This window comes from Kribbella sp. CCNWLW201, assembly GCF_037203805.1.
GTDB lineage: Bacteria > Actinomycetota > Actinomycetes > Propionibacteriales > Kribbellaceae > Kribbella.
Window position 1 is genome coordinate 1,108,239 of record NZ_JBBCBQ010000001.1, and the last position, 12,552, is coordinate 1,120,790.

Annotated in this window: 11 protein-coding genes; 4 read left to right on the forward strand and 7 right to left on the reverse strand. The window is 67.9% G+C overall.

The window, feature by feature from the left end; genetic code table 11:
• Positions 1 to 36 precede the first annotated feature (36 nt).
• Positions 37 to 5,427, forward strand: coding sequence for an AAA domain-containing protein (locus tag V9K99_RS05290; protein WP_337000521.1), 5,391 nt, complete (start codon positions 37 to 39; stop codon positions 5,425 to 5,427).
• Positions 5,428 to 5,671: 244 nt separating this feature from the next.
• On the opposite strand, the gene V9K99_RS05295 is transcribed toward V9K99_RS05290, so the two are convergent.
• A complete protein-coding gene (locus V9K99_RS05295; RefSeq protein ID WP_337000519.1) occupies positions 5,672 to 6,325 on the reverse strand; it encodes a response regulator transcription factor in 654 nt (217 codons plus the stop codon).
• Positions 6,322 to 6,666 (reverse strand): sensor histidine kinase, encoded by a 345-nt coding sequence (locus tag V9K99_RS42710; RefSeq protein WP_443137096.1) that lies wholly within the window; start codon positions 6,664 to 6,666, stop codon positions 6,322 to 6,324. The genes V9K99_RS05295 and V9K99_RS42710 overlap by 4 nt, the downstream gene beginning before the upstream one ends.
• Between V9K99_RS42710 and V9K99_RS05300 the strand changes: the two genes are divergently transcribed.
• The 3 genes from V9K99_RS05300 (at position 6,559) to V9K99_RS05310 (ending at position 8,143) form a co-directional block, all read left to right on the forward strand.
• Complete coding sequence (locus V9K99_RS05300) at positions 6,559 to 6,915, forward strand: hypothetical protein (RefSeq protein WP_337322881.1); 357 nt, start codon at positions 6,559 to 6,561, stop codon at positions 6,913 to 6,915. The genes V9K99_RS42710 and V9K99_RS05300 overlap by 108 nt on opposite strands.
• Positions 6,916 to 7,053: 138 nt before the next feature.
• The gene (locus tag V9K99_RS05305) at positions 7,054 to 7,614 is read left to right on the forward strand and encodes a hypothetical protein (protein ID WP_337000515.1); all 561 of its coding nucleotides are present in this window, start codon (positions 7,054 to 7,056) and stop codon (positions 7,612 to 7,614) included.
• A 64-nt stretch (positions 7,615 to 7,678) separates the two neighbouring features.
• Complete coding sequence (locus V9K99_RS05310; RefSeq protein WP_337000513.1) at positions 7,679 to 8,143, forward strand: hypothetical protein; 465 nt, start codon at positions 7,679 to 7,681, stop codon at positions 8,141 to 8,143.
• A gap of 90 nt (positions 8,144 to 8,233) precedes the next feature.
• Here V9K99_RS05310 and V9K99_RS05315 read toward each other — a convergent pair whose 3' ends face one another.
• The 5 genes from V9K99_RS05315 to V9K99_RS05335 all read right to left on the reverse strand — a co-directional run bounded on the left by V9K99_RS05315 (position 8,234) and on the right by V9K99_RS05335 (position 12,459).
• Positions 8,234 to 9,229: a hypothetical protein gene (locus V9K99_RS05315; protein WP_337000511.1), complete on the reverse strand. Its 996-nt coding sequence runs from the start codon at positions 9,227 to 9,229 to the stop codon at positions 8,234 to 8,236.
• A complete protein-coding gene (locus V9K99_RS05320; protein ID WP_337000509.1) occupies positions 9,226 to 9,414 on the reverse strand; it encodes a hypothetical protein in 189 nt (62 codons plus the stop codon). Before V9K99_RS05320 ends, V9K99_RS05315 begins: the two co-directional genes overlap by 4 nt.
• A gap of 488 nt (positions 9,415 to 9,902) precedes the next feature.
• Positions 9,903 to 10,733, reverse strand: coding sequence for a DUF72 domain-containing protein (locus V9K99_RS05325; protein WP_337000507.1), 831 nt, complete (start codon positions 10,731 to 10,733; stop codon positions 9,903 to 9,905).
• A 65-nt stretch (positions 10,734 to 10,798) separates the two neighbouring features.
• A complete protein-coding gene (locus V9K99_RS05330; protein WP_337000505.1) occupies positions 10,799 to 11,878 on the reverse strand; it encodes an inositol-3-phosphate synthase in 1,080 nt (359 codons plus the stop codon).
• A complete protein-coding gene (locus tag V9K99_RS05335; protein WP_132211483.1) occupies positions 11,875 to 12,459 on the reverse strand; it encodes a PadR family transcriptional regulator in 585 nt (194 codons plus the stop codon). The genes V9K99_RS05330 and V9K99_RS05335 overlap by 4 nt, the downstream gene beginning before the upstream one ends.
• Positions 12,460 to 12,552 lie beyond the last annotated feature (93 nt).

Sequence of the window (12,552 nt, forward strand, 5' to 3'; positions counted from 1 at the left end):
GGTGGCGTTCGCGCCGGAACCGAGCGAGGTCGTCGGATGAGCGCCGAGGATCTGGTCGCGCTGGCGGTCTCGCAGGGCGGGCTCGGCAATGACGCGCTGCTGGCCGCGGTGCTGCCGCTGTTCCACGCGACCGCCGCGGTGCACGAGCGAGGGTTGATCGCGCCACTGCGCGGGCTCGACCGGATCACCGTCGACGAGCAGACCCGGCTTGGCTTCGACCCTTCGGACGCCGGCCGGCCGGTGATCGACGAGTCGGCGCTCGCAGCCCGCTCGATCCCGCGTGCGGCCGCGGTCGACGTGGTCGCACACCGGCAGTCCGACATCGACCTCGGCGAGAGCGGTGGCAGGCCCCGGACCACAGTGGTCGAGCCAGTTCCGGCGGCGATCACCGCGCCGGTGCTGGTGGCCGGCTGGCAGAGCTGGGAGCACGTGGTCGGTCACCACGATCCACTCACCGACATCTTCAGCCTCGGCCAACTGCTGATCGGACTCGGCTGCGGTCTCGACCTGTCCCGGACCGAGGACGTCGCCCGGCTGATCGAGGCCAGAGGCAACCTGTATGCCCTCGATCCGGGCCTGCACCCGGTGATCGTCTCGGTCGCCGCCCAGATGGCCGAGCCGGACCGGCACCGCCGTGCGCAGGATCTCCACTCCTTGATCGAGCAGTTGGAGAACTACCGCGATCAGCCGCTCGACTTCGACGTCGAGGCAATCACCCGGGGCGCTGCGGACCGACGTACCGCCGTACTCCGGGCGCTGCGGGACCGGCTCTTCGACCTGTCCCGCCGCAACCGCCTGGTCAACTTCCGGCCGACCGCGCAGACGCTGAACCTGACCGAGGTGTCCGTCCCGCTGATGCTCGACGTCCGCACGATCAGTCCCGGCCAGCTGTTCACCTGGCGCGACGAGCTCGGCAAACCCCTGCTCGACAAGCCCCAGCCGCTGGGCAAGTGGATCCGGTACGACGAAGCGCCGTACGCCGCGAACGCTCTGGATAAGCTGATCGCGACGGCCCGGCGCGACCGGGCGGAGTACGGTCAGGACCAGTTGCGGCTGGTGCCGGCGTTCCTGCGCTGGCACGACCTGAAGAACGACCCGCAGACCAGGCTCGCCTCCCCGCTCGTGCTGGCGAAGGTGGAGCTGGTGAAGAAGCGCGGCGTACGGGACTCGCACACGCTGCGCATCACGGATCCGATCGCCGAGGTCAACCCGACTTTGCGGCACCACTTGCACCAGCTCTACGGGATCAATCTGCCGGAGTACGTCGACCTCGCCGAGCCGGGCGCGATCGCGACGCTCCACGCGCACCTCGTCCGGGAGATCCACGCGACCGAGCCGGGGCTGCAACTGCATCTGCGGGAGAAACCCCGGATCGACCTGGTCCGGCAGCGCGCGATGCTGAAGCTGCGGAACTATCGCCGCCGGCAGCACGGCAACGCGGCGCACGAGTTCGGCGGCCGGCAGTACGCGTACTCCTACCGGCGGACCGACTACGAACCGCTCGGCGTGCAGATCTTCCGCGCCCAGCTGGCCGTGCCGGAGCTCCCGCTCGGCATCGCCCTCGGCAGCGAACCGCGGCGACCGCGCGTGATCGAGACCGACACGTACACCCTCGACACCGAGGGCGGCGGTCCGTACTCGTGGGACGTCGACCTGTGCGCGGTAACGCTGGCGAACTTCAACTACCGGACGCTCGGCCTGGTCCAGGACTACGACGAACTTCTCGCTACCGGGCAGACCTGCCCATCGTTCGACCAGCTGTTCTCCGATCGCCCGCGGCCGATCAGCAGCGCGCCGCCGGAGTTGCCGGTCGCCGAGCGGCAGCTGGTGGTTCCCGCCGACGGTTCCCAGGTCGCGGCGATCGCGCGGGCCCAGCGCGGCGAGAGCTTCGTGATCCAGGGCCCGCCCGGCACCGGCAAGTCGCAGACGATCACCAACATGATCGCGGACTTCGTCGCCCGGGGTCAGCGGGTGCTGTTCGTCTGCCAGAAGCGAGCAGCGCTCGACGTCGTCCACGCCCGGCTGGCGAGCCGGCGGCTGGACGGGCTGTGCACGCTGATCCACGACTCGCAGGCAGACAAGAAGGCCTTCGTCCACGGCTTGCGCGACACCTACGAGACCTGGCTCACCGCCGAAGACAACTTCGACGCCCTAACCGCCCGCCGCAACGACCTGATCGCCCGAGTCGACCGCCTCCTAGCCACCGTCGCCCAGTTCGAACACAACCTGGCAACCGGCAACCCCCCACTACGCGACATCATCAACCGCCTAGCCCAACTCCACCCCCACCCCTGGCCCCCCAACCCCATCAACTCTCCCAACGACCCGACCAACCCGAACCTCGACGCTTGGCGACTGGTTCCCTCGCCGGCTGATTGGTGGCCGGCCCGGGCGATCGTTCGCACCGTCGCCCGGGAACTGGCCGCCGCCGATCCAGCCTCAGGCGGAGTCCTCGCCCACAGCCCGCTCGCCTTCGTCATCCCGTCGCGCTGGGACGACCTCGACGTACCCGATCGCGCCCGCGAACTCCAGACCACCTGGACCGCCGTCGCGACCGCCCTCACGACATCAGGCGTTCCCGAACACCAGCAGGCCTGGTCGGTCAATCAGGCCAGAGCCCTTGGCGAGCTGGGCCGGGTGCTCACCCCACTGGCCGATCGCGACCTCGTCGACGCCATCGACCCGCGCTCAGCCGCCGCGCAACGGCTGTCGGCACTGGCCGACGAGCGAGACCGACTCGCCGCCGCAGAACGTTCAGCCTGGAACGAAGCATCCGGCTGGACTGAGCCACTGGCACCCCCGGACGCCAGGTCCGCACTCAAGGTTGCCCAGAGCAAGGAAGGAGGCCTGTTCTCCTTCCTCAGCGGAGACTGGCGCCGGGTGAAGACTCTGGTCAACACCCGCTTCGACAGTACGACGCGAGCCGTACGACCGTCCGTCGTGGAGCTCCTCACCGACTTGATCGCCGCATACGACGCGACCGCCGCAGTGAAGCAGCACACCGAACAAACCCTCCGCGAGTGGGGCACCGACGATCCCCGCCAACTGAGCTCCCGACTCACCGCGCTCCGCAACGACCCGCACCTCGACGACTGGCGGATCGCCCAGCAAGACGACGGAGTTCCCGCCGGCCTCGTCCGAATCGCCGACGCCCTCGAGCGAGCCGAAGCATCCACTGTCGACCTCCTGTCCGCGCACTACGAGGACCTGACCGTGGCCGCCGTACGTGAACTTGCCGACAGGCTGGCGTCAGCTGAACCCGTCGTCCGTGCAGTCGGTCCAGCGCTGCGGGATCTGGCGACGACACCCGAATCCGTCCAGACCGCGGTCCGCCGGCTCGCCGCGACGCCGGACCAACTCGAGTACGCCGTCTGCGCGGCCGAATGGGAGCGATCCCGAGCCGCCGCCGCGTTGCAACTCTCGTCGTCCCGGGTGGACTCGATCGTCGGCGAGCTGAGCCTGGCGTACGACGAGCTCACCACACTCAACGCCGACCTCGTCGTCTCCGGGGTCCAGCGCCGCTTCCTGACTGAACTGGCTCACTCGGAGCTGAGCGTCAGCGGCATGTCGCCCGACGACCGTGCCCGCAAGAAGACCTTCGCCACCGGGCGCCGCGAACTGGAACACGAGTTCGGCAAGGTGATGCGCTACCGCTCCATCCGAGACCTCGCCTCCGGCGCCCCCGGCACGGTCGTCTCGCTCCTCCGCCCCGTCTGGCTGATGAGCCCCTCCTCGGTCTCCGACACCCTGCCGCTGACCTCCAACTTCGACGTCGTCATCTACGACGAGGCCAGCCAAATCCCCGTCGAGGAGGCCATCCCCGCCCTCCACCGAGCACCCCAAGTAATCGTCGTAGGCGACCAAATGCAACTCCCCCCAACCCAATACTTCCAACCCCGCCACGACCCCACCACTCTCCCCACCCCCAACCCACGTGCCACCGCACCCGGTGCAACTGCTGCGGTCTCCGCTGAGGCCTTCGGGAGTCTCGGGAATGGGTTCGAGGACGATGGGGCTGCGGAGCAGGTGGGGATTGCGCTGACGGAGGACAGCTTCCTGTCGATCAGTGCGCTTCGGCTTGCCTCGACGATGTTGACCTGGCACTACCGGAGCCGCTCCGAGGCGTTGATCTCGTTCAGCAACGCGGCGTTCTACCAGGGCCGGTTGGCAACCGTGCCGGACCGGCTTCCCGCGCACACCGCGCCACCGTGGACCTTGCGATCGGATGCGCCAGCCCTGGCCGAGGTCTGCGACAGCCTGCTGGCCGGCAGCATCACCGCCGTACGGCTGGTCGACGGTACGTACATACGCCGTACCAACCCCGCCGAGGCACGATGGATCGCCGGCCTGGTGCGCGAGTTGCTCGCCCGGCGCACCGGGAAGAGCCTCGGCATCGTCGCGTTCTCCGAAGCCCAGCAGGGCGAGATCGAACGAGCACTGGACGAACTGGCCGAGGCGGATCCGTCGTTCGCGGCGCAGTACGAGGCCGAGCAGGTCCGCACGCAGGGCGAGCAGGACATCGGGCTGTTCGTGAAGAACCTCGAGAACGTCCAGGGCGACGAACGCGACATCGTGCTGATGAGCGTCTGCTACGCCGCCGGCCCGGACGGCCGGATGCTGATGAACTTCGGCCCGATCAACACCTCCGGCGGCGAGAAGCGCCTGAACGTCATCTTCAGCCGCGCCCGCCAGCACATGGTCGTCGTCAGCAGCATCGAACCCGACGCCATCACCAACACCTACAACGACGGAGCCAACACCCTCCGCCGCTTCCTCACCTACGCCACCGCCATCTCGCAAGGCAACACCCCCGCCGCCAAAGCCGCCCTGGCCCCGTACTCACTCGGCCGACGGCAACAAGCCCTGGCCGGTGGCCTGTCACACGTCACCCGCGGCAGCCTTGACGACCCCAACACGAGCGGATTGCCGAGTGGTGCTGGGCAGTCCGAGGCCGACAGGCCAGGTGAAGCTCAGGTCACCCGCGACGCGCCACAGCAGGCGAGTGAGCAGCAGGAGGTGAGCCGGCAGGTTGGCTCCGCCGGTGCACGACCGGATGGCCGTTGGCTCGCCGTACCAACGACGTACGCGGGATCGGCCGACCAGACGAGCGCTGCTGTGGTTGAGCAGTTGCGGGTGGCGCTGGAGGCTCGTGGGGTCGAGGTGGAGATCGGTGTGGGCGAGTCGGTTTTCCGGTGTGACCTGGCGCTGAAACTGCCCGGCGACCCCGGGCATCGGCTCGCCGTCCTGGTCGACACCCCCGAACGCCTCGCCGCCGACTCACTGCTCGAGCGCCTGACCACACATCCTCGCGCCCTCACCACCACCGGTTGGCGCGTCCACCACGTCCTCACCACCGACTGGACCCGCACTCCAGACACCGTCATCAACCACCTCGTAGAAACCCTCCACCGCCCGGTAGACAGCTGACACCCGCCGCCCCTTTCAGCACCCACGACGGAGACGAACGGCAGTGGTCTGCGCGGAGCATGACTGTGAGCGGCACCTGTCGGATGCGCTCCGGACGATATGTGCTGTCACGCCGCGAGGGTCGCCTGTGCGTCGTCGCGATGGCCGCGAGTATGTGCGTCGACGCCCGCGGCACGCGCATCCCTCACCACATGGCGCGGTGACCCACATCTGCTCCCGTCCGAAGGACGCGCGGGAGAAGGTGTCAGTGTCGGCCTCGCAAGGTGTCGTTTGCGACGCGGGCCGCGGCTCGTCGGTCCGGTACGCCCAGGCGCATGCAGATCAGGGAAACGTAGTTGGCGACTGTCTTCGGGGACACGCCGAGACGCTCGGCGATCACGGTGTTGGTGAGGTTGTCGGAGAGCATGGCCAGCACTTGCCGTTCCCGGGGGCTCAACTGTGGAAACTGGTCCTCGGCCAGGCTGGCCCTGCGCACGGCGCCGCCCGCGATGAGGCGAGGGACCTGCGGCGCCAGCTGTGGGCTGACCGCCACTCCACCGGCGACGACGAGGCGGATCGCGGCGATGAGGTGCTCAGGCGGGGCGTCCTTGGGAACGTAGCCCTGCGCACCGGCCTCGAGCGCTCGGGCGAGGGCGGTGTCGTCGTGATACATCGAGACCACGATGACGTGGGTCTCCGGGGTCTGCTGCAGCAGTTGGCGGGTGGTGGCTACCAGCCCGTCGGTGTCGGGCAGCGCGAGATCCATGACGACAAGGTCTGGTCGCAGTTGCGTGGCAAGCTGCACCGCTTCCACGCCGGAGGCGGTTTCCCCGACGATCTGCATCCCGTCGGCGGTCAGCAGGGCCGCCAGCCCGCGGCGAAAGACGGGATGGTCATCCACGATCAGCACGGTTCTCATGACCGCCCCGAAGCCGTGAAGCCGGGCAGGGGAAGGGTGACGCGGACAGTCGTCCCGCTGCGATCGCTGAGGAGTTCGCTGGTGCCTCCGAGTTCGTCAGCGCGTTCCTCGATCGATCTCAATCCGACGCCGAGCGGAAGGCCCGGCCTGATCCCGCGACCGTCATCGCGGACGAGAATCGCGAGCGCGTCCTCAGTCCGGGTCAGGGTGACACTGCACGTACTGGCCTCGGCGTGGCGGCGGGCATTCGTGACGGCTTCGGTGACAATGCGTGCCGCCGCGACCTCGACGGCTGCCGGCAGTTCCTCGGCGCCCAGGTCAGCATCGACCACGACCCGCATGCCGCCGCCATACCCGTTCTGGCTCTCTGCGCGAGCGAGCCGGTCGACCAGGTCGGGCAGCAGTCGATGACCCTCCAGCCCGAGCGGCTGCAGCCCGTAGACGACTCGGCGTACCAGAACGGACGCGTCAGCGATGCCGGTCGTCAGCTCCTCGGCCAGACGGCGAACGGCCGGGAGATCAATGCCGGCCGGGTCACCGCTCAGCACGTGGTGAAGCGCGGTGGCGGTGAGTCCGAGGCCGGCGAGTGAGGGGCATTCGTTGGCTGCAGAGAGCGCACATTGTTTGGGTTCATTCCCGGTCAGGGAAGGAGACGGTCTGGTAACGGTGGTCCGATACAGGGTTCAGGGGATGGCGTGGGCCATAGGTTGTGTGCGGTGAGTCAGTCGATGTTCGCGCCGCGGTTGGCATTCCATCGCTTCATGCCGTGGGCGGCCGCGCTTGCGCTTCCTCTGTTCGCCTCATTGGCCGGGTGTGCGTCGATTCCGGCAGACCCGGATGAAGGAGTCGCAATGAACCAGGCACCCGCGCGTTTCACGATCGTCCCTGACGACTATCACGTTCCCTACGCCGGAACCGCCGAGGACGGACGGAAGTTCTTCCTGAGCGACGAACTGTTCGATTCAAGGTCTGCCTATGTCGGGCTGTTTCTGTGGAAGGCTGACGGCACGTTCGACGAGGTCAGAGTCGACAAGGTTGCTCGTCCTGCAGGGCTTCCGCCAGGTCAGGCGGGATCGGCCGATGCGGACGCGCTCGTCGCCTCCCGGCTGGCCGAGCTCGGCAAGTACGTCCTGGAGCCGATCGAGGTTGAGCCGTTCGCCAAGGAGGTCGAGGGGGTGGCCTTTGGCTGGATGGTCAAGCAGTTCGACGGCGAGTATTCCATCAACATCGAGCCGGGGGACTTCATCGCTTACTACGAACCCTGGGACGGGCTTGGGTACGACACGTAGCGGCTCGCGACGCCTGACTTGTCGCGGTTCTGCGGCGACCCGCACAGCAGACTAGCTTGTCGCCATGAACGGTCCCGTGGACGAACGCACCGGTGCGATCGACTATGACGCCGCGTTCATGCTGGATGCCGAGGAACTGGCAGAGCAGGGGGTCGCGGCGGCCTACGCGGGGTTGTCGACGGAGCTCAGTGAGCTCGGAATCGCGCCGGCGGCGGTCAGCGAGGACGTTGATGCCGACGCCGGCACGTACACCGTGCAATCTGCCGGAACTGACTACCGGATCTATGGCCCGTCGGTCCCCGCCTCGCATTCCTGGGGACTGGCGACGTTTGCCCTGTTCGACATCGTGAACCGGCAACTGGCGGGGCATAGGCTCGCGTTGTACGCGATCAACGACGGCAACGACCTGATCGGCATCTTCATGACCCACACCCAGGCCGAACGCGCGCGACGTGCTCTGTCGCGTAAGTCTGACTGGCCGTACCTGCCAACCGCTGAACCGGACTGGTTCGGCATGTTCCACGACTGAACGGCTCGAAGGCTCGTTGGCGTGGCGACCGAGGAGGTCCATCGCTGTCGGTGGTTGTCCGGCTTGAGCCGGTCAGCCGGGTCGGCCTGGTCAGCGGGTTAGGGGTTTGGGCGGTGTGGGGCTGCGGTTGGGGGATCTGGCGGTGGTGGGGGTGGGTGAGGGCGGGTGGTGGGTTGGGGGAGCTAGGCCGGAGAAGGCTGCGTCGTGGGGGCTTGGGTTCAGGCGGGACGTGGTGGTCGGGGCGGGGAGGGCGCAGGCGGTGGGGTGGGGGTGGTGGTGGGATTCGGCGGCTTTTAGTTGGGTGTTGAGGCGGTCTAGTAGGGCGCTGGTGGTGGATCGGGAGCGGGCGGCGGCGAAGCCGGGTGGGTGGAATTCGTAGGCGTCGAGTTGGGTGAGGCCCTCGCGGAGGAGGTGTTCGAGGCGTCCCCGAACTTCGACAGCTTCGGCTGGTGTGTCCAGGTCGGGGAGCTGGGAGGAGTCGTAGAGGAGCGTCACCAGGAGTGGGAGTTGGCCTTCGGCGGTTTGGCGGTTGAGCTCGTTGAGGACCTCGCCGCGGTGGAGGCCGGTGCGGTTGTCCAGGTCGGTGGTGAGGATGCGGACAGCGGGGACGAAGGACGGGTAGTAGCCGCTGACCTTGACGTCTTTGATGCCGGGGGCAACTTCGTCGACGCCGAGGCGGGTCAGGAAATCGTTCAGGTGGTCGTGGGCCCATGCTTCGGCGACGCCCTCCTCGAGTTGGCGGCCGCCGGGTTGGATGAAGGCAGCCTGGGCCGCCTCCTGAGTAGCACCGGCGGGACCGAGGAAGTGTGCTTGCTCGTGCAGGATCGTGGCCAGGGACTCGCGGTACCGCACCAGGTCCGCGACCGGTTGTCGCGAGCCGGCGCGTTCGTACATCTGCCGCAGTGGATCGAGAATCGCGTCGCCGAGGTACAGCGTGCCGTCCCAGTGGGCGAGGCCGAGCACCTCGCCGGTGACCTCGACGACCTGACCGTTCCAGGCGGACTGCGCCGCGCCCGACAGCTCGACCGCCTCCGGTCCGCTCTGGGTCAGCAGGTCTTCCAGCGAGGCGACCAGAGTGGCGGTCACGGCCGGTACGCCGTGGCCAGGCGGATGAGTGAGTCCGCGGATCGGAGCAGGTTCGCTTGTTCGCGGGGATCGTCGCAGGCGGCCGCCCGTCGGCGGAGCTCTGCGACCAGCCACTCCGCTCGCGCCTGCCGCTCCGCAGCGGTGGCGCGGACTCCGGCCTGCTGTGCCAGGGTTTCGTGCTCCATGTCTGTCCTCCCGAGGTGTGATCTCGGCGGAGAACATATGGAGATTCGCCCTCATCCAGACGGCGAAGTTCAGAGCTGTGGAAAACCAGACGGGCTAGTGCCGCGCCAAGGACGGTTGGGGTCGCAAACACGTGGATCCCGGCCCGCCGCCGGATCCGTGGCACAGCCCCCTCTGGCCCGTCAGCCACCCCACGGCCTCGCTGGGCTGACCCCAACGCTGTTCAGTTCGCGCGCAGATCCGATGGCAGGCGAATCTCGAGGCCCACCGCGCGGTACCCCGGCCGGCCTGTTGGCGGCACGGTGGCTTCAGTCGCGGCCGGTGGAGCGCAGCCGGATCGACTGTGGGGAGATTGCTGCTGGCAAGCGATTGCTGGCAGCACGGTGGTCACAGTCGATGACGCGCTCGGGCCGACCCGCGACACGACGCGTGCCGTCCACCAGACGATCTGCCGACCCGGATTACGTGCCCAACCGTGTGTGACGCGGCGCTAGAACAGCGTGGGAGGGTCGACCTCGACGGGCTCGGGGAGCGGCTCCAACGCAGGCACCCGCGACCGGACGTCTGAGTGGAACCGGCGCGCCAACCCGAGGGCCTCGACGTTGTCCGGCGTGTGCAGGAAGACGGTCGGCGAGCGACCCTCGCCAAGCCAGCTCACCACAAGGTCCACGAGGTAACCCCACCCGTCCACGGTCTGCGTCACGTCGTCCCGGCCGATGTAGCGCACGATCGGATGAGCCGTCAGCGCGCGAGTACGGCGGGAGACGCGAGGCTTCTTCATCCAAGCGTCGCGTTCGGCGTAGCTGGTGGGCTGCTGGGAGAAAAGCGTGACGGTGTCGAACGGGATCCACTCCGCGTCGACGCGGGCAAGGACCCGCTCCAGCAGACCGGCAGTCCGCGGATCGTCGAAGAACGCTGGGTGGCGGACTTCAACGGCGTACCTATAACCGTGGGGTGCCTGGTGGAGGAAAGCGGCGAGGGTACCGAGGTCGGTGGGGGAGAACGCGGCCGGGAGCTGGATCCAAAGCGTGTGATTGCGAGGGCCGAGCGGCTCGATCGCGGTGAGAAAGGCGCGGAGTTCGGACTCCACGTTGGTCAGCCGGCGTTCGTGCGTGATCAGTTGGGGGAGCTTGACCACGAAGCGGAAGTCCGGCGGAGTCTGAGCGGCCCAGTTCTGAACCGTCGCGGGCGACGGAGTTGCGTAGAAGGTGGTGTTGCTCTCGACCGCGTTGCACCAGGACGCGTAGGCCTGGAGCTTCGAGCCGGAGGGTTGCGGCCAGCCGGGATGCGTCCATTGCGCACACCCCACATGCAGCCGCATGACGACCAACCTACAAAACAGCCCTGCAGCCGGCCGAAACCGGCTGCAGGGCCGTCAGGACGAGGTCAGCGCTCGACCTCGCCGCGGATGAACTTCTCCACCAGGTCGCGGCAGACGTCGTCGGCGTACTGCTCCGGCGGCGACTTCATGAAGTACGACGAGGCCGACAGGATCGGGCCGCCGACCCCGCGGTCCTTGGCGATCTTCGCGGCCCGGATGGCGTCGATGATGATGCCGGCCGAGTTCGGCGAGTCCCAGACCTCGAGCTTGTACTCCAGCGACAGCGGGACGTCGCCGAAGTTGCGGCCCTCGAGCCGGATGAACGCCCACTTGCGGTCGTCCAGCCAGGCCACGTAGTCGGACGGGCCGATGTGCACGTTGCGCTCGTCGATCTCGTCCCGCAGCTGCGAGGTGACGGACTGGGTCTTGCTGATCTTCTTGGACTCCAGCCGCTCCCGCTCGAGCATGTTCTTGAAGTCCATGTTGCCGCCGACGTTCAGCTGGTAGGTCCGGTCGACGGTGACGCCGCGGTCCTCGAACAGCTTGGTCAGCACCCGGTGCGTGATGGTCGCGCCGATCTGCGACTTGATGTCGTCACCGACGATCGGGACGCCGGCCGCGGTGAACTTGTCCGCCCACTCCTTGGTGCCGGCGATGAACACCGGCAGCGCGTTGACGAACGCGACACCCGCGTCGATCGCGCACTGGGCGTAGAACTTCGCCGCCTGCTCCGAACCCACCGGCAAGTAGCAGACCAGTACGTCGACCTGCGCCTCGCGGAGCGTGGCGACCACGTCGACCGGCTCGGCGTCGGACTCGGTGATGGTCTCGCGGTAGTACTTGCCGAGGCCGTCGAGGGTGTGACCGCGCTGCACCGTGATGCCGGTCGGCGGCACGTCGCAGATCTTGATCGTGTTGTTCTCGCTGGCGCCGATCGCGTCGGCGAGGTCCAGGCCGACCTTCTTGCCGTCGACGTCGAAGGCCGCGACGAACTGCACGTCCTTGACGTGGTAGTCGCCGAACACGACGTGCATCAGGCCGGGTACGCGCTCGTCGGGCTTCGCGTCCCGGTAGTAGTGCACGCCCTGGACGAGCGAGCTGGCGCAGTTGCCGACGCCGACGATCGCTACGCGGATCGAGGTCATCTGGGATCTCCTTGGGTAGGCGGTTGGTGCTGGTCAGGGGGCCGCTGTTGCCGCCGCTCGCCGTCGATCAGTTCGTTCAGCCAGCGGACCTCGCGCTCGGCCGACTCCAGGCCGTGCCGTTGCAGCTCGAGGGTGTAGGCGTCCATCCGCTCCGCGGTCCGGCTCATCGCTGCCCGGAAGTTGGCCAGCCGCTCCTCCATCCGGGCCCGTCGGCCCTCGAGGATGCGCAACCGGGTGGCCGGATCGGTCCGGCCGAAGAACGAGAACCGGACGCCGAACGTGTCGTCCTCCCACGCCGACGGACCTGCGTCGTGCATCGCGTGCGCGAAGAAGTCCTTGCCGTCGGCGGTGATCGTGTAGACGATCTTGGGCCTGCGACCGGACTCCGGCGTACCGGAGTCGGCCGTGATCAGGCCGTTGCGGAGCATCGCCTTCAAACACGGGTAGAGCGAACCGAACGACAGCACGCGTCCCCAGCCGAACTGGGCGTTGACGCGCTTGCGGAGCTCGTAGCCGTGCATCGGCGCTTCATGCAGCAGACCGAGTACGGCGAGCTCCAGGACCCCACTGCGGTTTCCCATGACCCACCTCCCTCGGTCTAGTTTGTCATGACGTGATGTATCGATTCGATACATCGTGCCGCCACTGTAAGCAGATGAGGGAGCTGTGGACAA